Source organism: Phocaeicola sp. RTP21359st1_B8_RTP21360_211022 (assembly GCF_040911965.1).
Lineage (GTDB): Bacteria > Bacteroidota > Bacteroidia > Bacteroidales > Bacteroidaceae > Phocaeicola > Phocaeicola vulgatus.
The window spans coordinates 199,171-219,529 of sequence record NZ_JBDFXP010000002.1; the positions used below are offsets into that span (position 1 = coordinate 199,171).

The following is a 20,359-nucleotide window of genomic DNA, read 5'->3' on the forward strand; positions in this document are numbered from 1 at the left end:
TTCTAGAATTGTTTCTATGGCTTAAATGCGAAGATAGTAAGTTTACTGCTTGTAAAAATGTTAAATCTGCTTAAGCAAAAATTTTATTCTTCCGGATGCAGTATTTTTGCAGTCTTATCATTTATCCAATAAAGAAGTGTCACAAACAATGAATGAAACAGAATTGGTGGAACGTTGCGGCAAGGGTGATAACCTTGCACGCAAGCAATTGTATGAGCGTTATGCCGGGCAATTGATGGCCGTTTGTGTTCGTTATACAGGTGATAGGGAAGTGGCACAGGATGTCTTACATGATGGATTTTTGAATATATTTCGTTCATTCAGTCAGTTTACTTATAAAGGAGAGGGGTCATTGAAAGCATGGCTGACACGTATTATGGTAAATGAAGCACTGGGCTATCTTCGCAAGAAAGCTTCTACAAATCAGGAAGTGATAGTCGAAGAGTTGCCCGATGTGATAGATGGAGATGAGGATGATTTTGAGCAAATACCCCAATCTGTTTTAATGCAATTCATTAAAGAGCTTCCGGATGGATATAGAACGGTCTTTAATTTATATGTATTAGAAGAAAAGGGACATAAGGAGATTGCTGAAATGCTAGGAATTACAGAACATACTTCATCATCTCAATTATACAGAGCCAAAACCTTATTGATGAAAAAAATAAATGATTATAGAAAGAGGATATAGGAATGAAAGAAAAAGATAAATGGATAAAAAATTTCCGCACCCGGATGGAGGGCTATTCGGAACCGGCTCCTGCTGATCTTTGGGAACAGTTGGAAAAGGAACTGGATACGGTTCCGAAAGTAATTCCGATGTGGCGTCGCTGGCAGGCTGTAGCAGCTGTTGCCTTGTTAGTGGTTGTGTCTTCATTGACCGTATGGTTTTGGCAGTCACCTTCTGCAAACTATTTGGAGAAACAGTCGGCAGAGTTGAATGTAATGCACGAACCCGATGAGTTGGCGCCGGGATCAATCACTCCTGAGCAACCTATGGCCTTGGTAGTTCCTGCTGCCCGCTCTGGGAAAAAACAACATGTAAAAGTTGGTGGGGTTGCTAAGGCAGAGGCATTGGCTGCCGAACAGGAGGTTTTGCTAAATAAAGAGGTGGAAGAGATACAAATAGAGGAAAATTATATTGAAGAGCAGAAAGAGGAATCTGTTATAGTGGAACAAAAACAGCAGAAACAGGCCGGCAGATCTTCCTATTCGGCTGCCAAAACGAATTACGCTTACGTGGCTCCTCATAGAAAGAAGGACAGAAACTGGACGGTAGGACTTTCTACCGGTAATGGAACCTTTTCATCTTCGACTAGTATGGATGGATATTTGCCTTTGCCTAATGGCACAAGGAATGCAACAATGAATAGCGCTTATGGAGTGGAAACAAGGGCTGAAATTGATAAGCTGGTTCAGTTCAATAACTTGTCGGAAGGAAAGGATGCGCAGTCTGATATAAAATATCGTATGCCTGTTACTTTTGGAGCTTCCCTTCGTTTTGATTTAAGTGATGATTGGGCTGTAGAAACCGGGGTGACTTATACCCAGCTTTCATCCGAAACACGTTCGGGAACCGAAAAAAACAATTATGGTTGGGAAGAGAAACTGCATTATGTGGGTATTCCTCTGAAAGTGAACCGGAATATATGGAGTAACAAGCGGTTTGAAGTGTATGCCTCGGCAGGTGGAGCGGTAGAAAAATGTGTGTCTGGAAAGCGGAGCATTATCGGCAGTGTTTCTACATCAAATGCAGGAAAAGATGAACAGTTTTCGGGAGGGGAGGAAAATGTCAAAGTGAAACCTTTGCAATGGTCTTTGTCTGCAGCGGCAGGTGCGCAGTTTAAGATTACGGAGAAATTGGGTATTTATGCGGAGCCGGGAGTTGTTTATTACTTTGATGACGGCAGTAATGTAAATACGATTCGCAAGGAACATCCTTTTAATTTTAATATACAGTTGGGTGTGCGGTTTACTTTGCCGAAATAAAATGAACTTTTTCACTGTTCTTATATAAAATATGGTTATCTTTGTTCTGTATAAAAAGAATAAGAACAGTGAACCATGAATAGATCTCTGATATCCCCTTCTTTGTTGTCTGCCAATTTTGCTAATCTACAGGCAGATATAGAACAAATAAATCGTAGTGATGCCGACTGGCTGCATATTGATATAATGGATGGTGTGTTTGTACCGAATATTTCTTTTGGTTTTCCTGTATTGAAATATGTAGCCGAGTTGTCTGAAAAACCTTTGGATGTACATTTGATGATTGTTAATCCTGAGAAATTCATTAAAGAAGTGAAAGATTTGGGAACAATGATGATGAATGTGCATTATGAAGCCTGTGTACACTTGCATAGAGTGGTGCAACAGATAAAGGATGCCGGAATGAAAGCGGCTGTCACATTGAATCCTTCTACTCCTGTAGCTATGTTGGCCGATATTATCCGTGACGTGGATATGGTGTTGCTGATGAGTGTGAATCCCGGTTTTGGTGGTCAGAAATTTATTGTACATACCTTGGATAAGGTGAGGGAATTACGTGAATTGATAACGAATACAGGTTCGCAGGCATTGATAGAGGTTGACGGGGGAGTGAACCTGGAAACCGGCAGACAGCTTGTAGAGGCTGGAGCGGACGTGCTGGTGGCAGGAAATGCTGTGTTCAAAGCTCCTGATATGTCAGACATGATACATCGGTTGAAATCTCTTTGAGCTTAAAACCAAAGTGCGAAATATAGCGGCTGTAAAGCCTTGTTCCATGTTCCGGTTGACTATACCTCTAGTCGCCGGAATTTTTGTATCCGATCATTTTTTTCAAGGCGCCTTGCCTGTGCTTGTTTCTGGCACGGGAATATTGGGGTGCTTGATTGGCTTGATTGTATTGATGAAATGGCAAGGCTACCTTTCCCGATGGTTATTTGGAGGCATGGTTTTTATGTTTCTATTTTGTGTAGGGGCATTGTTGCTACAGCAAAAATGGCAACGGGTGGACTATGAATGGTCATCAGGGAAGAATATGTATCAAGGGGTGATAGTGGATGTTCCACAAGAAAAGGCAAAAACATATCTCTGTAAATTGCGGATAGATAAAGAAATGTCTGAGAGGGGGATGGTTCCTGTTAATCGTATGATACTAGTCTATATTATGAAAGATAGTCTTTCTGTAAATTTACGATGTGGAGACCATTTGAACTTTTATACACGTATCTCGACTCCTGAAAGAGAGGTGATTCCGGGAGAATTTGATTATGCGGCTTATCTTTTCAGACAGCAAATTAGCGGAACGGCCGTAATCTTTCCGGGGTATTGGCAATGGACAGGCAAGAAATCGGCATTGACATGGAAACAGCGGGCAGGTGTATGGAGAGAGAAAATACTGGACAGTTATCGGAAGTGGGGATTCTCGGGAGATGAATTTGCCGTATTGTCGGCTTTGACTGTTGGCTATAAAGAGGAACTGAGTGAGGATTTACGTGAAACTTATCAAGTGGCGGGAGTGAGCCATATCTTGGCTTTGTCAGGAATGCATATAGCTGTTTTGTGGGGATTATTGTGTTGGATATTGCGTCCGCTGGATAGAAGTTGCCTGCTGCGATGGGTAAAGTGTGGCATTATTGTGTTGTTGTTATGGACATTTGCTTTTTTAGTGGGCTTGCCTCCCTCGGTTATACGGGCGGTGGTGATGTGTATGTTAATGACAGCGGCGCGTGCGGCAGGAGAACGGACTTTGTCATTGAATACCTTGTCTGTAGCGGCATTCTTTATGCTGCTTTACAATCCTTTTTATCTTTTTGATACCGGGTTCCAGTTGTCATTTCTGGCTGTACTTTCAATTTTGTTTATTTATCCTGTCATTTCCCGGTGTTGGCGGGTGCGTCACCCTGTACCTCGTTATATTTGGGGGATAGTGGCAGTTTCGCTGGCGGCACAGTTAGGAACAGCTCCCGTGGTTATTTATAAATTCGCTTATTTTCCTGTTTATTTTTTACCGGCCAATCTGATAGTGGCACCTTTAGTGCTTGTTATAATTTATGGATCGGTAGCAAGTTTTGTCTTGTCTCCTTTTACGGTATTGCATATATGGGTGGTAAAAGGATTGAACGGGGTGTTGCGGTTGCTGAATGACAGTATGCAATGGGTGGGGGATTTGCCTGTATCACATTCCGGCGATATACATTTGTCTTTGCTTCAGGTTGGTATTCTTTATGTATTATTGTTTGTGGTATTATCTTATCTGTTATCTCCTTCACGGAAATCGTTGATTACTGTTTTGTGTGGAATCAATCTTTTTATAGGATTTTCAGGTTGTCTATATTATATGAAAGAGGAGTCTTTTCAGTTAATCCTGGCCCATTCGCAAGTAAAAGTTTCCCCTCAAAAAGATGTTTGGCAACAGGATAGCATTTATCATTATAAAGGTATGAATATATGTGTTTTGGTGGATAACCGCTGGCGGAGCAGATCGGTTGATAGTTTGTTGGATATTGATTATATGTACTTGTGTAAAGGTTTTAAAGGAAAAATTGCCCCATTACAAAAAATATTTAAAATAAGGACGGTCATACTGGATGCTTCGCTCGGTGGGTATAGATTGAATTTGTTAAAGGACGAGTGTAGAGGTTTGGGATTGGATTATATTGATATGTCTCCGAAAGGTTCTTACCGTATTCTTCTGTGAATAAAGAATTAATTTGTAAATTTGCCATTTCAAAAGAAAAAGATTGAATATGTTATCAAAAGTAATTGCACAGGCTAATATAGACCATGCCGAAAAATGGTTTGAAAGAGCTGATAAAATAGTTATTGTTACCCATGTGTCACCGGATGGTGATGCCATTGGCTCCTCGTTAGGATTATGGCATTTCTTGGAATCACAGGAAAAGACGGTGAATGTCATTGTTCCCAATGCTTTTCCGGATTTTCTGAGATGGATGCCGGGAGCCAAGGATATAATCCGGTACGATAAATATACTGAATTTGCCAATAAGCTGCTGAATGAGGCGGATGTGATCTGCTGTCTGGATTTCAATGCATTGTCTCGTATTGATGCGATGGCGGATGCTGTGGCTCAGTCGCCGGCACGCAAAATGATGATTGACCATCACCTTAATCCGGAAGCCTTTTGTAGAATCATTATTTCTCATCCTGAAATATCTTCTACATCGGAATTGGTTTTCCGGTTGATATGCCGTCTGGGGTATTTTGAGGATATCACCAAGGAAGGTGCTGAATGTATTTATACGGGGATGATGACCGATACAGGTGGCTTTACTTATAATTCTAATGACCGTGAGATTTATTTCATTATCAGCGAACTGCTTTCGAAAGGCATTGATAAGGATGAGATTTATCGTAAAGTTTATAATACGTATTCTGAAGGGCGTTTACGCCTGATGGGATATGTGCTGTACGACAAGATGCAAGTATTTCCTCAGTTCAATTCGGCATTGGTTTGGCTGACAAAAGAGGAGCAAAGTAAATTCCAGTATGTAAAAGGAGATACGGAAGGGTTTGTGAATATTCCACTTTCCATAAAGAATATTATTTTCTCCGTATTTTTGCGTGAGGATACGGAAAAGAATATGATAAAGGTATCTCTGCGTTCTGTAGGTGCTTTCCCTTGTAATAAAGTGGCTGCCGAGTTTTTTAATGGAGGTGGTCATCTGAATGCATCCGGTGGGGAGTTTTATGGAACAATGGATGAAGCCATCGATCTGTTTAAACAGGCTTTGGTGAAGTACGAGGAACTGCTTCTGGCAAAAAAATAGTTATTTTAGTATAATTGCATACAAACAATATAAAAGTTAGGGGCTTATTTATTAATTTTGTCCGAAAATAACAGAACTTAGAATGAAGAAATTAGGTATATTGTTCGCATCTGTGTTTCTTTTAGGGCTGGTCTTCCAGTCTTGCAATAATGGAAAGACCTATGCTGAAATGAAAGAAGAAGAGAGAGAAGCTATCAAGCGATTTATTGAAAAAGAAGATATCAATGTGATCAGCTTTGACCAGTTCCAGGAACAGGATTCTACGACCAATGTGGATGAAAACCAGTTTGTCCTTTTCTCGGAAACAGGTGTTTATATGCAGATTGTGGAAGAGGGAAAGGGGAAACCTCTGAGCGCTTGGAAAGATGGTGCGCGTCGTGAGGTTATAGTTCGTTATGTGGAAGAACGGATTACAGAGGAAGGCATTGGTGATTCTTTGTCTTGGAATACGGATCATAATAGTGAGTATATGATTTATCCTGATATCATGATGGTAACTAAAAATGGGAAAAGCCTGTCGGCTACGTTTACCGAGGGGATCATGTATAACACTTATGGTACTCCTTACGTACCTTCAGGATGGTTGATTCCATTCAATTACATAAAGGTTGGCAGGGAGATTTCCAGTCGTTCTAAGATCAGACTGATTGTACCTCACAGTGAAGGACAGTCTGACGCTTCTGCTTCTGTCTATCCTTGTTACTATGAAATAACTTATCAATTAGCACATGACATTAATTAAATCAATATCCGGAATTCGTGGAACCATTGGTGGGCACGTGGGGGAAGGTTTGAACCCGCTGGATATAGTGAAATTTACATCAGCTTATGCAACGCTGATACGTAAAACAACCGCAGTAAAGAGTAATAAAATTGTAGTAGGACGTGACGCACGTATCTCCGGTGAAATGGTGAAGAACGTGGTATGCGGTACTTTAATGGGAATGGGGTTTGATGTGGTGAATATCGGACTGGCATCTACACCGACTACAGAACTGGCTGTAACCATGGAAGGAGCGTGCGGTGGCATTATTTTGACTGCCAGCCACAATCCCAGACAATGGAACGCTTTGAAGTTGCTGAATGAGCATGGAGAATTCCTGAATAAGGAAGAAGGAAATGAAGTGCTGCGTATAGCAGAAGCGGAAGCGTTTGAGTTTGCCGATATAGACCACATCGGAAGTTATCGCGAAGACAATACCTACAATCAGAAACATATAGATAGTGTTTTGGCTTTGAAATTGGTAGACGTGGATGCTATCCGTAAGGCCAATTTCCGTGTAGCTATAGATTGCGTTAATTCAGTTGGCGGTATTATTCTTCCTGAATTGTTGGAACGGTTGGGAGTGAAGCATGTAGAAAAGCTTTATTGTGAAGCGACCGGTGATTTTCAGCATAACCCGGAACCTTTGGAAAAGAACCTGGGGGACATTATGGGATTGATGGCCAAAGGCGGTTGTGACGTGGCTTTCGTTGTAGACCCGGATGTTGACCGTCTGGCTATGATCTGTGAGGATGGAAAAATGTATGGCGAAGAATATACATTGGTGACCGTGGCAGACTATGTATTGAAACATACTCCCGGAAATACCGTTTCTAACTTGAGTTCTACCCGTGCTTTGCGCGATGTGACCCGTAAATATGGCTGTGAATACAATGCTTCGGCTGTAGGGGAAGTGAATGTGGTTACCAAGATGAAAGCGACTCATGCTGTGATTGGAGGTGAAGGAAATGGTGGAGTAATCTATCCTGAAAGTCATTACGGACGTGATGCATTGGTGGGAATTGCTTTATTCCTGAGCCATTTGGCGCATGAAGGGAAGAAAGTCAGTGAACTGCGTGCTACTTATCCTCCTTATTTCATTGCCAAGAATCGCATTGATCTGACTCCGGAAACGGATGTGGACGCTATTCTGGCCAAGGTGAAGGAACTGTATAAGGATGAAGAGATAAACGACATAGACGGTGTGAAAATAGATTTCCCGGACAAGTGGGTACATTTGCGTAAGAGTAATACCGAACCTATTATCCGTGTGTATTCTGAGGCTGCAACCATGGAGGCGGCAGATGAAATAGGCCAGAAGATAATGGATGTGGTTTATAGCCTGGCGAAATAAATACATTATTAATAGATAATTAGCCGTATTGAATGAGATTATATTTCGTTTGATACGGCGTTGTTTTTTAATCAGATAGAAATAAATACTATGAGAAAAAGCCTTTTATTTGTTTGGGCCTGCATGGGGCTGGTTTGTTTGATGAGTGCTTGTAAGACATCGGTTAAAAGTAAAGAATGGAAGCTGGTATGGGTAGAGGACTTTGATCAAAAAAACAGTTTTGACGAATCGGTATGGACTAAGATACCTCGCGGAACATCCGATTGGAACAACTATATGTCTTATTATGATTCATGTTATGCTATGCAGGATGGGAATCTGATACTTCGTGGAATAGCCAATCATACTCAGAAGAATGATACGGCTCCTTATCTGACCGGTGGTGTATATACCAAAGGAAAGAAACTGTTTACGGGCGGAAGAGTAGAAGTATGTGCCAGGTTGCAAGCCGCTAAGGGGGCATGGCCGGCTATATGGATGCTTCCCGAAAAAGCGGAGTGGCCCAAAGGAGGAGAGATTGATATTATGGAACGGTTGAACCATGATCATATTGCTTATCAGACTACTCATTCATATTATACGCATATATTAGGTATAAAGGATAATCCGCCTCACGGAGGCATCAATAAGATAAATCTTGAGGAATACAATATCTATTCGGTAGATATTTATCCGGATAGTCTGGTGTTTGCTGTCAATCATCGTCATACCTATACTTATCCGCGCATTGATACGGACAAGGAAGGGCAGTTCCCTTTCTATCAACCTTACTATTTATTGATAGATATGCAGTTGGGTGGCTCATGGGTTGGTGCTGTGGATCCGAAAGAGTTACCTGTGGAAATGTGGGTGGACTGGGTGAAGTATTACGAGAAACGCTGAATGCTGTTTGTCGGGAAACGGGGGGCTGTTCAATGTTGAACAGCCCCCCGTTCTGTTTAATTATAAGGTAAATAGGCCTGGATGTAACATCATCAAAGAAAAATGTTACAGGCGGAGCACGTCTGTTCTGCCTGTAAAGATGCGTGTATCATTGTGATTACAGGAATCATAAAGCTTTGTGTACTTTTGTTTCGTCTGGAATAAGATTCTAAAGATTGGAGCAGGGACAACATTTTGTTTAGCTCATTTTTGTTTTCAATAGGCATAAAGTAATTCCAGCCAATGGATGGAATTACTTTTTATGGAAGATATTTTAATGTAATAACCATGAATACACAAAGTCAAAAAGTTTCGATGGCCGAGAAAATCGGTTACAGCCTGGGGGATTGCTCGGCTAATCTGGTCTTCCAGATGATGATGATTTATCAGACAAAGTTTTATACGGACATATTCGGTCTGGAAGGTGCCATTGCCGGTACGGTGATGTTGGTGGCGCGTATCACGGATGCCTTTGTCGATCCTACAGTGGGGTTATTGAGTGACCGCACCAAGACACGTTTCGGGAAATATCGTCCATGGGTGCTTTGGACTGCGTTGCCTTTCATGGTTTTCTATGTGTTGGCTTTCTATAATCCGGGCATTGAAGATAAAGGGCTGGTAGCATTGTATGCTACGCTGTCTTATACCTTGCTGATGAGCCTTTATTCTTTTAACAATACGCCGTATGCTTCTTTGGGCGGAGTGATGTCCGGTGATATAAAGGAACGTACCAGTATCACTTCCATTCGTTTTGTGGCGGCTACCATTGCCCAGTTTGTGGTGCAGGGACTTACGCTCCCTTTGGTAAGCAAGTTTTCGGATGGTGGAGACAAAGCGCATGGCTGGTTATGTACCATCTCTTTGTTCGCTTGTATCGGGTTCGTTTTTCTGGTCATTACTTTCTTTTCAACTCGTGAGCGCATAGAGCCGCCTGCCAGTCAAAAGACAGATACGCGTCAGGATATAAAGGATGTGTTTGGAAGCGTTCCTTGGCGGGCTATGTTCATACTTACGCTTTTCATTTTTATTACGCTTGCCATGTGGGGTAGTGCCATGAACTATTATTTTGAGAATTATGTGGATGCCGGAGCATTGTATGCCTTTCTTGACCGTCTGGGACTGGTGGCAATGGAAACGGATGGCAGCGCGGGGTATGCTGTGTTGAATGCTTTCGGGCTGGTAGTCAATTCTTCCGATAAGGCATACGAGGTAGGATTTGGAGTGTTTAATATGTTGGGAGCACTTGTCCAGTTCTTTGGGGTGATTCTCTTGTCCGGCTTTTTGGCAAATCGTTATGGTAAGAAACGCGTTTTTATCGTTTGCCTCTCACTTACGGCCATTTTTACAGCTTTGTTCTATTTCCCGGGAAAAGCGGATGTGGAAACGATGTTTGTACTGAATTTCCTGAAGAGTTTGGCATACGCGCCGACTGTACCTTTGTTGTGGGCGATGATTGCGGATGTAGCCGACTATTCAGAATATAAAAATTACCGTCGCGCCACAGGCTTTGTGTTTGCTGGTGTAGTTTTTGCCTTGAAGGCCGGGCTGGGTATCGGTGGGGCCATCCTGGGGTTTCTGCTTTCAGGATTTGGGTATGTGTCCGGTATCGGGGCAGAGCAAAGCGGTACGGCTATAAGGGGGATTGTACTTTCCTCCAGTCTGATTCCGGCTATGATATTTGGAATGGGAGTAGCTGCCTTATGCTTCTATCCTATTACAAAAAAATACAACGAACAGATGCAGGCGGAACTTGCTGACCGTCGCAGTAAGGCCGGTTATTAATGAAAAAGAACAAGTTATTTACCTTAAAAACTTTGTAATATGAAAATAAGATATGTGACATTATTGGCTGCCATTGCCGGATTAATGGCCGCTTGCGGCAATGACCGGAAGGTCGAGCCGGATCCTTCGCTGAAGGAAGCAGCTTCGGGCAAGTTTCTGATGGGGGTAGCGTTGAATGTACGTCAGGCAGCAGGTCAGGATACTTGCGCCTCGAAAGTGGTAAAACGTCATTTTAATTCCATTGTGGCCGAGAATTGCATGAAATGCGAAGTGATTCATCCGAAGGAAGACCGTTTTGATTTTACGGAAGCGGACCGGTTGGTTCGTTTTGGCGAGGAGAACGATATGGCTGTTATCGGGCATTGCCTTATCTGGCATTCACAGCTGGCACCTTGGTTCTGTGTGGACGAACAAGGAAAAACAGTAAGTGCCGACATCTTGAAGGAGCGTATAAAAAAACATATCCAGACTATTGTGACGCACTATAAAGGGCGTATAAAGGGCTGGGATGTATTGAATGAAGCCATTGAATCGGACGGCTCCTGGCGTAAATCTCCTTTTTACGAGATATTAGGCGAAGAGTACATCCCGCTTATTTTTCAGTATGCTCATGAAGCAGATCCGGAAGCCGAACTTTACTATAATGATTATGGTATGGACGGGAAGGCTAAGCGTGACAAAGTAGTCGAATTGGTAAAGATGCTGAAAGACCGTGGACTGCGCATCGACGCGGTAGGTATGCAGGGACACATGGGAATGGATTATCCGTCAGTGTCCGAATTTGAAGCCAGTATACTGGCATTTGCAGCTACCGGAGTAAAGGTGATGGTAACCGAATGGGATATGAGTGCATTGCCCACGGCACGGATGGGAGCCAATATTTCGGATACGGTGTCTTATAAACAATCCTTGAATCCCTATCCCGACGGTTTGCCCGACTCTGTGTCTGTGGCATGGAATAACCGGATGAAGGAATTTTTCGGTCTTTTCCTGAAACATTCGGATATCATTACCCGTGTGACAGTGTGGGGGGTGACGGACGGTGACTCATGGAAGAATAATTTCCCTGTGCCCGGACGTGTGGATTACCCTTTATTGTTCGACCGTGATTGCCAGCCGAAACCTTTTGTGGAAGAACTGATAGGAAAACATAACATTTAATAACGTAACGATATGGAAAAGAAATTCAGATACTTGGTGCCCCGAGACTATATGGCAGATCCTGCTGTACATGTTTTTGACGGAAAGCTTTACATTTATCCTTCTCATGATCGCGAGAGCGGAGTGGAGGAGAATGACAATGGTGATCATTTTGACATGTGTGACTATCATGTCTTTTCTACAGAAGATGTGATGAACGGAACAGTGACTGATCACGGAGTCGTACTGAAAGTTTCGGATGTCCCTTGGGCCGGGCGTCAGTTGTGGGATTGTGATGTGGCCTGTAAAAACGGGAACTATTATATGTATTTTCCATTGAAAGACCGGAACGACATCTTCCGTATCGGCGTGGCGGTGAGCGATTGCCCCGAAGGGCCGTTCATTCCCCAGCCCGATCCCATGCGTGGAAGCTACAGTATAGATCCGGCGGTATTTGATGATGGTAATGGGAACTATTATATGTATTTCGGCGGTTTATGGGGTGGACAGCTTCAGCGTTATCGCAACAACAAGGCATTGGAGTGTGCGGCTTTTCCGGCTGATGGTGAACCGGCTTTGCCTTCACGTGTGGTAAAACTTTCGGACGATATGCTTCAGTTTGCCGAAGAGCCGCGGCCTTTGGTTATTCTGGATGAACACGGACATCCGTTGAGTGCCGGTGACAATGCGCGTCGCTTTTTCGAGGCTTCATGGATGCACAAGTACAACGGGAAATATTATTTTTCTTATTCTACGGGAGACACTCATCTGCTTTGCTATGCCACAGGAGATAATCCGTATGGTCCGTTCACTTATCAAGGGGTTATTTTGCAGCCTGTGGTAGGTTGGACTACTCATCATGCCATTGTAGAATACAAAGGAAAATGGTATCTGTTTCATCACGATTGTGTCCCTTCGGGGGGAACCACTTGGTTGCGTAGCCTAAAGGTATGCGAATTGGAGTATGATGCGGAAGGGAAAATAAAGACCATAGAATCTGTCTGAAAATAAATCAGTGATACATCATTCGGACAGATTGGACCGGTTGCTTTGCCGGGCATTGTCCAAACAGACCGTTTGCAGAAATTATGTTCATTGTCCGGAACTTGCAAACGGTCTGTTTATATCTGTGCTCTTCAAATATAATGTCTGGTGGTGTGAATGTAATTTGTTGTAATATAATGTGTTATGTGTGTATTGTAACGCAGGTAAAGATTCATGTAACACGTTTGAAGCAAGATGTAACTCTACGAAAGATGCGTGTATCATGCAGAGAATTTATATTCGGCGACACTTTCTATATTTGCGTCTGAAATCCGTAAAGGAATTGGTCAATTATAATACTAGAAAGACAATGAAACAAAAACAAAAGCTGAAAAGATGGTCGGGCGTGCTGATCGCTTTAGGGGTGCTGGGCTCCTCTTTTACCTCATGTAGTTCGATCAAGAAAGGAAATGATTTGCCAGTTGTAGGAAAGTCTGTCGCTCTTTTCGATTACTTTAATTATAAAGGTGAGGATGATGTCTATATTTCCAATCCGCTTCCAGGAGATGATTATTTTTATAATCCTATTCTGCCGGGATGGTATTCCGATCCCAGCATTTGCACCAATGGTGAAGGTGATTATTTTCTGGCTGTTTCCACCTTTACTTATTATCCGGGTGTGCCTCTTTTCCACAGCAAGGACTTGGTGAACTGGAAGCAGGTGGGGCATATCTTGAATCGTCCTTCTCAATTAGTCAACATGGAGGGGCAACACGTAAGTGGAGGGATTTTTGCCCCGGCCATATCCTACAACCCGCATAACAAGACTTATTATATGGTTACTACCAATGTAGGGGTTGGAAACTTCTTTGTGAAGACACAAGATCCTTTTGGCGAATGGTCTGATCCTATTATGTTGCCCGAAGTGACAGGCATTGATCCCTCTTTCTTTTTCGATGAAGATGGGAAGGCCTACCTTGTCAATAATGATGACGCGCCGGACAACAAGCCTGAATACAGCGGACATCGTACCATCCGTGTGCAGGAATTTGATGTGAATGCGGACAAGACGGTGGGGCCGCGCAAGATTCTGGTGAACAAGGGAGCTCGTCCGGAGGACAAGCCCATCTGGATTGAAGGTCCGCACCTTTATAAAATAAACGGGAACTACTTCTTGATGTCTGCCGAGGGTGGAACAGCCGGATGGCATTCGGAAGTGATTTTCCGTGGTGATTCTCCGACGGGCAAATTCACACCGTGGAAGAACAACCCTATTCTGACCCAGCGTCAGTTGGATGCGGAGCGTCCTAATCCGGTGACGTGCGCTGGACATGCCGACTTGGTTCAAACCCGGGAAGGGGATTGGTGGGCAGTCTTTCTGGCTTGCCGTCCCATAAACAACACGTTCGAGAATTTAGGACGTGAGACTTTTATGATGCCCGTTAAGTGGAGTGAGGATGGTTTCCCCTATATGACGCAGGGGGATGATCTGGTGCCAGTCATTGTTCGCCGCGAAGGAGTGAAGCGTGACGAATCTGCCACCTTCGGAAACTTTGAAATGAATGACGGTTTCGACGGACAAACATTGGGTATGGAATGGATGACTTTGCGTGCTCCTGCTACCGGACTTTACTCGCTTTCCCAGACTCCGGGTTATCTCACTTTGAAATGTGATTCAGTCAGTGCTTCCGAAAAGAAGGTGCCGGCTTTTATATGCCGCCGGTTGCAGCATCATAAGTTCGAATGCAGCACACGTATGTTGTTCTGTCCGCAGAGCAAGGCGGAGCAAGCGGGCATATTGTTGTTCAAGGACGAAAAGCATCAATATTTCCTAGCTGTAGGCAGGGATGATCAAGGTGAATGTATTTCCCTCAGGCAGATAGGCGATGGGGAAAGTAAGGTGCTGGCTTCCGTTCGCTTGGACGACGGAGGAGTGCTTACCGACCTGAAGGTGGTTTCGCGCGGAACACATTATGATTTCTACTATGCTCGCCAGGAAGGTGTGTGGTACGTGTTGTGCAGGAATGTGGACGCTGGGTATCTGTCAACGGCCACTGCCGGAGGCTTTACTGGAACAACGATAGGCATGTATGCTACCTTAAAATAAATGACTGTTTGATTTTTTGTATAACTTAAATTAATGTATTAATGAAAAATGCTATGAATTTTAGGCCGGTGGGGCTGATGCTTCTATTCTGTCTCATTCCTTTGTGGGCATTTGCACAGAGCGTGATGGTAAAAGGTGTAGTAAAGGACACAAGTGGTGAAGCCATCATCGGAGCCAGTGTCTTGGAAAAAGGCACTACCAACGGTACGATTACCGATTTTGATGGTAACTTTGCATTGAATGTATCGAAAAACGCCGTGTTGGTGGTGAGTTTTGTCGGTTACAAGAACGAGGAAATCCCGGTAGCGGGAAAAAGTTCTTTAAAGATTACATTGAAGGAAGATTCCAAAGCTTTGGAAGAAGTGGTGGTGATTGGTTACGGTAGCGCCCGCAAGAGTGATGTGACCGGATCTATTGCATCGGTAGGCGGAGAGAAGCTGCGTGAGATGCCTGCCACCAATATTACATACGCTTTGCAGAACCGCGTGGCAGGTGTGGATATGTCGCAGACTTCTTCCGCACCGGGTGCTTCCATGCAGATCCGTATCCGTGGTACCCGTTCGTTGAACGCCAGTAACGACCCGTTGGTGGTATTGGACGGAATCCCCTTTATGGGTAATTTGTCCGATATCAACCCCGGTGATATCAAGAGCATGGATATTTTGAAGGATGCATCCTCTACTGCTATCTACGGTTCGCGTGGTGCCAATGGTGTTATCCTGATCACTACACACAAAGGGGCACAGGGTAGTCCCGCCCGGTTTACTTACAATGGGTATGCAGGTATGAAGAAGGTATTTTCCAAATATCCCATGATGAACGGTAGCAAGTTTGCCGAAATGCGTAAACTAGCAGGCAAGTTCGAGAATTCGGTGGACGAGTCGGACGATGTGGATACTGACTGGCAGGACTTGATGTTACGAGACGGTTATGTAAACAGCCACGATGTCAGCGTGTCCGGTGGTACCAACGGTGGAGGCTATAGCTTTGGCGCGGCTTACTATAAGGATCAAGGTGTCATTCCTACTCAGAACTATACCCGTTACTCTCTGCGTGGTTCTTTCGATCAGGGTGTGGGAAAATATTTCCGCTTCGGACTGGTGAACAATACCAACTATAACGTCACCAAAGGTTCCAATATCGGACTGTATGGTGTACTTTCCATGTCTCCTATCGCCGACCCCTATAATGCGGACGGCACATTGAAACGTACCGTGAAATACAACAGTCAGGATGAGTCATTTGTACTGACCAGAGGCGTTGTGGAAGAATTGGAAGACAGTTGGCTGAGCAAGACCGAAGGCTTCGGTACGTACAATAACCTGTTTGCCGAAGTGAAATGCCCGTGGATGGAAGGTTTGAAATACCGTGTCAACCTGGGTTTGAACTATCGTTCTACTAAAGGTGGATCGTTCACTGGCGAAGGCATCAACAGCACTACGGCAGACACTCCGTCCACCGCTTCGCTGAACCACTCGGAAACGACTAATTGGACTGTGGAGAACCTGCTGACTTACGACCGTACTTTTGGAAAGCACCAGCTGAATGTTGTCGGTATGTACTCTGCCGAACAGACTGTCTATACACGTTCGGACGTTGCCGGACGGGATATTCCTGCCGAATATTTCCAGTTCTATAACATCGGGCGTGCGGAAGGCACCATTACGGTGAACCCCGACAACTGGAACTATCAGAAGAGCGGTCTGATGTCTTGGATGGGTCGTGTGATGTACACTTACGACAATCGCTATATGTTGATGGCGACTGTACGTGCCGACGCTTCTTCACGTTTGGCAAAGGGACACCAATGGCACACTTATCCCGCCGTATCGGCAGGATGGAACATTCGTCAGGAAGAGTTTATGGACGAGGTGGACTGGATAGATATCCTGAAACTGCGTGTAGGTTACGGACAGACCTCCAACCAGGCTGTTGATCCTTATAAGACCTGGGGACGCTTGGCAACCCGTCCTTATAACTTCGGTCCTACTGGCTATGTCACCGGTTACTATGTATCCGAACTGCCTAATGCCGAATTGGGTTGGGAATACTCTTCTACATGGAACTTCGGTCTGGACTTCACCTTGCTAAGAGGACGCCTGTCCGGTACATTTGAGTATTACATTCAGAAAACCACCGACTTGCTGCAAAGCGTAAGCCTTCCTTCCACTTCGGGAGTAAGCAGCTATATGGCTAATGTGGGAAAGACGGAAAATAAAGGTTTTGAATTTACCTTGAACGGAACGATTCTGGACAACCATAACGGATGGACATGGGAGGCAAGCCTCAACCTGTCTGCCAACCGTAACAAACTTACCGAACTGGCTTCGGGTTCCAAAGATGATAAAGCGAACAACTGGTTTGTAGGACATCCCATCGACTGTATCTATGACTATGAAAAAGTAGGCTTATGGAACAGTGATGATCCCGATTTCCAATACTTGGACATTCTGGAGCCGGGTGGCAATGAAGGTATGATCAAAGTGAAATATACCGGTGATCGTGATGCCAGCGGCAAGCCGACCCGCGCCATTGGTCCCGAAGACCGTCAGATTATCAGCTTGGAACCTAAATTCCAAGGAGGTTTCAGCACTCGCGTGGCCTATAAAGGCTTTGACTTGAACGTTATCACCGCCTTCCGTTGCGGAGGCAAGCTGATCAGTACACTGCACCACAGCAACGGTTACCTGAATATGCTGACCGGTCGTCGCGGACAAGTGGATGTAGACTACTGGACACCGGAGAACAAGGGGGCCAAGTACCCGAAACCGGGTGGTATCCAGAGTGGTGACAATCCGAAATACGGAAGCACATTGGGCTATTTTGACTCTTCTTACTGGAAAGTACGCAACATTACGCTGGGCTACAACTTCGAGAAGCAGGCTTGGCTGACCCGCATGGGCATACAGAGCCTGCGTGCTTACCTGTCCGTGCAGAATCCGTTCATTATCTGTTCTCCTTTCCATAAAGAAACCGGACTGGATCCCGAAACCAACTCTTACGGTAACGAGAATGTAGCTGTGACAGAAGGTATTCAGAAACGATTCCTGACAGTAGGTACTAACTCACCGTCCACCCGTAACTATTTATTCGGTATTAACTTAACATTCTAAATGAAAGCATGACTATGAAACCTATATTTTCAAAAATAAGAGTTTTGGGAACAGCCGCACTGGCTTTGTTCCTGACAGCATCCTGTTCAGACATTCTGGACGAGCAGCCGCGCAGCAGTTATGATCCTACTTTCTTTAAGACAGAAAAGGGAGTGGAAGGCGGTGTGACCTCTATGTATGCACACTTGCGCTATATTTACGGACAAGCTTATTATTATAATTCCTGTCTGACGGGAACCGACGAGGCAACCTGGGGATGGAGTGCCGATGGTAACTTCAAGGATGCCGACCTGTCCGGAGTAGGCAACCTGACTGCCACGACTTGCCGTTCCGACGCCTTGTGGGGAACCGCTTTCTCGAACATCAACACCGCTAACGGAGTGATAGAGAACGGTGCCGAAGTAGGAGTCAATGAATCATTGGTTTCCGAAGCCCGCTTCTTCCGTGCGTTCGATTATTTCCTGTTGGTGCAGACCTTCGGCGGAGTGCCTTTGGACCTAGGGTCCGGCGAACTGAAGTTCAATATCACTCCTTCACGTACATCCGTGCGCAATACCGTGCCCGAAGTGTATACCAAGGCCATCTTCCCCGACTTGCTGACCGCTATCGAGAACTTGCCTGCCAATCCCCGTGTGACGGGTGGAGTGACCAAAACCGTTGCTCGCCTGTACTTGGCAAAGGCTTACCTGACTTATGCCTGGTGGCTGAAGAATCCGAATAACATTCCTACTTATCCCGAGTGCCAGCGTACAGACCCCAACGGACACGATGCGGCATGGTACTTCCAGCAGGCATACGATGTGGCGGTTACCGCTATCGAGAACCCTGGTCCTTTCGGCTTGCAGGAAAGTTTTTGGATGGTGAATGCCGGACCCAATGATCGTAACATGGAAATCCTGCTCTATGCAGACCATACGCAGGAAGACGAGTATTATAATGGTGGCAGCCTGAGCTACGGTGGCGGTGGTGCTCCCGATAACTTTGCCGGATGGATGATGAATTGGAACTATACCGACGCGCGTTCGGCTGATAATCAGGCTGTCATCAACCGTATTGCCGAGCAGTGTTATGGCCGCCCTTGGACCCGTATGGCTCCTCCGTTGGGTGTGTTTACCAAGACGTTTGCCGACAAGGTGAACGACTCCCGTTACGACGGTACTTTCACTACTGTTTATCGCGGCAACTGGTCTACAGCCGGACAGAACTGGGAATCGGTGACCAATGCCAACGGAATGAAAGTGAAAGAACGTGAACCTATATTCTCTTTCGTATTCCAGGATATGGATAAGATAGACTATGCAGGAGAAGGTTCTAAAAGCAATCTGGGAGCAGGTACGTTGCCCGGTCGTGCCGACTGGGTATTGGGACTGGATGCGGTAGGTCGCTATGTATATCCCGGTCTTTGGAAACTCGGCCCGTATCGTACAGACAACGGCTCCGGAGCAGGACAGCCCAATGCGGGAAGTACCCGTCCGTATAACATCGCCAAGTTCTCCGAACTTTATCTGGTTGCTGCCGAAGCTGCCGTAGAAGGAGCTGCCACACAAGCCGGCAAGTCTGCCCGTGACCTGGTGAACGTGCTTCGTGCCCGTGCCGGTCGCTGGACTTACAGCAATGCCGAGTACAAGGAAGTGGATCGTGATTTCAGTGCTGAAATGACAGCCGCCACTCCGGCAACCATTGACATCAACTATATTCTGGATGAACGCAGCCGCGAGTTCTATGGCGAAGGTTATCGTTGGTTCGACTTGGTTCGTACTCAGAAATGGAACGAATATGCTGACAGTTACGTGATTTGTGGAGGCAAGGGTGATCACAATCCGCAGACTTACAGCCGTACCATCGAAGCGTTCCATTATCTCCGTCCTATCCCACAAGGACAGTTGGATGGCATGGAAATGACAGAGGAGGAAAAAGACGCTTATCAGAATCCGGGATACAGAGATTGATTTTTTGTTTTTTAAGAGTACCCGCCGTTTCTTTCTGTTTCTGATGGAAGAAGCGGCGGTCTTTTTATGGTATGGATTGCTGGGTAGGTTATCATCTTCCCATAGAATATATGTTTTCAGTTTGATGAGTATGTGGCTTCCTCCTGATAAAATTATCGTTTCACTTAAGTGGGTAAGTTTTATCACTTAAGTGATAAAGATTCTTCACTCAAGTGATGTAATTTCATCACCTTAGTGAAATGATAAATTTATCAAGAGGAATAGGGCAGATGCATTATATTTTTTACTATATTATCCCTTGTAGTTTGTTTGTTATATTGTTGATTATTAATGTATTATTATTTGCTTATGTCGATTATTTTTCTTATCTTTATAAGATATATTAAAACATAAAATAACATGAAAATTGGTATAATTGACCTTTGTAAACAAATAGAAGATCCTAGGATGAACCGCAAAAAAGTCCATAAAA

The 20,359-nt window shown here is 44.6% G+C and carries 14 protein-coding genes; all 14 read left to right on the top strand.

Annotated features, from left to right (window positions below):
• Positions 1 to 148 precede the first annotated feature (148 nt).
• On the top strand, positions 149 to 691 hold the full coding sequence (locus tag AB5062_RS01740; RefSeq protein ID WP_005851170.1) for an RNA polymerase sigma factor: 543 nt from the start codon (positions 149 to 151) through the stop codon (positions 689 to 691).
• 2 nt (positions 692 to 693) lie between these two features.
• Positions 694 to 1,989, top strand: a complete 1,296-nt coding sequence (locus AB5062_RS01745) for an outer membrane beta-barrel protein (protein WP_117700130.1) — start codon at positions 694 to 696, stop codon at positions 1,987 to 1,989.
• A gap of 75 nt (positions 1,990 to 2,064) precedes the next feature.
• Entirely contained in the window at positions 2,065 to 2,718 is a 654-nt protein-coding gene (gene rpe, locus AB5062_RS01750; protein WP_368326828.1) for a ribulose-phosphate 3-epimerase, read from the top strand.
• Between the two features lie 46 nt (positions 2,719 to 2,764).
• Positions 2,765 to 4,684 (top strand): ComEC/Rec2 family competence protein, encoded by a 1,920-nt coding sequence (locus tag AB5062_RS01755; RefSeq protein WP_032938731.1) that lies wholly within the window; start codon positions 2,765 to 2,767, stop codon positions 4,682 to 4,684.
• A 49-nt stretch (positions 4,685 to 4,733) separates the two neighbouring features.
• The gene (locus AB5062_RS01760) at positions 4,734 to 5,774 is read left to right on the top strand and encodes a bifunctional oligoribonuclease/PAP phosphatase NrnA (protein WP_005842948.1); all 1,041 of its coding nucleotides are present in this window, start codon (positions 4,734 to 4,736) and stop codon (positions 5,772 to 5,774) included.
• A gap of 82 nt (positions 5,775 to 5,856) precedes the next feature.
• Entirely contained in the window at positions 5,857 to 6,516 is a 660-nt protein-coding gene (locus AB5062_RS01765; RefSeq protein WP_032952719.1) for a DUF4827 domain-containing protein, read from the top strand.
• The gene (gene glmM, locus AB5062_RS01770; protein WP_032952718.1) at positions 6,503 to 7,891 is read left to right on the top strand and encodes a phosphoglucosamine mutase; all 1,389 of its coding nucleotides are present in this window, start codon (positions 6,503 to 6,505) and stop codon (positions 7,889 to 7,891) included. The genes AB5062_RS01765 and glmM overlap by 14 nt, the downstream gene beginning before the upstream one ends.
• 90 nt (positions 7,892 to 7,981) lie before the next feature.
• Positions 7,982 to 8,773, top strand: coding sequence for a glycoside hydrolase family 16 protein (locus AB5062_RS01775; protein WP_032952717.1), 792 nt, complete (start codon positions 7,982 to 7,984; stop codon positions 8,771 to 8,773).
• 327 nt (positions 8,774 to 9,100) lie between these two features.
• Entirely contained in the window at positions 9,101 to 10,594 is a 1,494-nt protein-coding gene (locus AB5062_RS01780; protein ID WP_008672108.1) for an MFS transporter, read from the top strand.
• Positions 10,595 to 10,633: 39 nt separating this feature from the next.
• A complete protein-coding gene (locus tag AB5062_RS01785) occupies positions 10,634 to 11,755 on the top strand; it encodes an endo-1,4-beta-xylanase (protein WP_005842936.1) in 1,122 nt (373 codons plus the stop codon).
• A 12-nt stretch (positions 11,756 to 11,767) separates the two neighbouring features.
• Positions 11,768 to 12,739: a glycoside hydrolase family 43 protein gene (locus tag AB5062_RS01790; RefSeq protein WP_005842934.1), complete on the top strand. Its 972-nt coding sequence runs from the start codon at positions 11,768 to 11,770 to the stop codon at positions 12,737 to 12,739.
• Between the two features lie 349 nt (positions 12,740 to 13,088).
• Positions 13,089 to 14,825: a glycoside hydrolase family 43 protein gene (locus AB5062_RS01795; protein ID WP_008782291.1), complete on the top strand. Its 1,737-nt coding sequence runs from the start codon at positions 13,089 to 13,091 to the stop codon at positions 14,823 to 14,825.
• A gap of 41 nt (positions 14,826 to 14,866) precedes the next feature.
• On the top strand, positions 14,867 to 17,938 hold the full coding sequence (locus AB5062_RS01800; protein ID WP_008670182.1) for a TonB-dependent receptor: 3,072 nt from the start codon (positions 14,867 to 14,869) through the stop codon (positions 17,936 to 17,938).
• 14 nt (positions 17,939 to 17,952) lie between these two features.
• Positions 17,953 to 19,887, top strand: a complete 1,935-nt coding sequence (locus AB5062_RS01805; RefSeq protein WP_005842928.1) for a RagB/SusD family nutrient uptake outer membrane protein — start codon at positions 17,953 to 17,955, stop codon at positions 19,885 to 19,887.
• Positions 19,888 to 20,359: the final 472 nt, after the last annotated feature.

Coding starts and splice junctions, on each gene's coding strand:
- AB5062_RS01740 (WP_005851170.1), top strand. CDS start 149: ATGAATGAAACAGAATTGGTGGAACGTTGCGGCAAGGGTGATAACCTT.
- AB5062_RS01745 (WP_117700130.1), top strand. CDS start 694: ATGAAAGAAAAAGATAAATGGATAAAAAATTTCCGCACCCGGATGGAG.
- rpe (WP_368326828.1), top strand. CDS start 2,065: ATGAATAGATCTCTGATATCCCCTTCTTTGTTGTCTGCCAATTTTGCT.
- AB5062_RS01755 (WP_032938731.1), top strand. CDS start 2,765: ATGTTCCGGTTGACTATACCTCTAGTCGCCGGAATTTTTGTATCCGAT.
- AB5062_RS01760 (WP_005842948.1), top strand. CDS start 4,734: ATGTTATCAAAAGTAATTGCACAGGCTAATATAGACCATGCCGAAAAA.
- AB5062_RS01765 (WP_032952719.1), top strand. CDS start 5,857: ATGAAGAAATTAGGTATATTGTTCGCATCTGTGTTTCTTTTAGGGCTG.
- glmM (WP_032952718.1), top strand. CDS start 6,503: ATGACATTAATTAAATCAATATCCGGAATTCGTGGAACCATTGGTGGG.
- AB5062_RS01775 (WP_032952717.1), top strand. CDS start 7,982: ATGAGAAAAAGCCTTTTATTTGTTTGGGCCTGCATGGGGCTGGTTTGT.
- AB5062_RS01780 (WP_008672108.1), top strand. CDS start 9,101: ATGAATACACAAAGTCAAAAAGTTTCGATGGCCGAGAAAATCGGTTAC.
- AB5062_RS01785 (WP_005842936.1), top strand. CDS start 10,634: ATGAAAATAAGATATGTGACATTATTGGCTGCCATTGCCGGATTAATG.
- AB5062_RS01790 (WP_005842934.1), top strand. CDS start 11,768: ATGGAAAAGAAATTCAGATACTTGGTGCCCCGAGACTATATGGCAGAT.
- AB5062_RS01795 (WP_008782291.1), top strand. CDS start 13,089: ATGAAACAAAAACAAAAGCTGAAAAGATGGTCGGGCGTGCTGATCGCT.
- AB5062_RS01800 (WP_008670182.1), top strand. CDS start 14,867: ATGAAAAATGCTATGAATTTTAGGCCGGTGGGGCTGATGCTTCTATTC.
- AB5062_RS01805 (WP_005842928.1), top strand. CDS start 17,953: ATGAAACCTATATTTTCAAAAATAAGAGTTTTGGGAACAGCCGCACTG.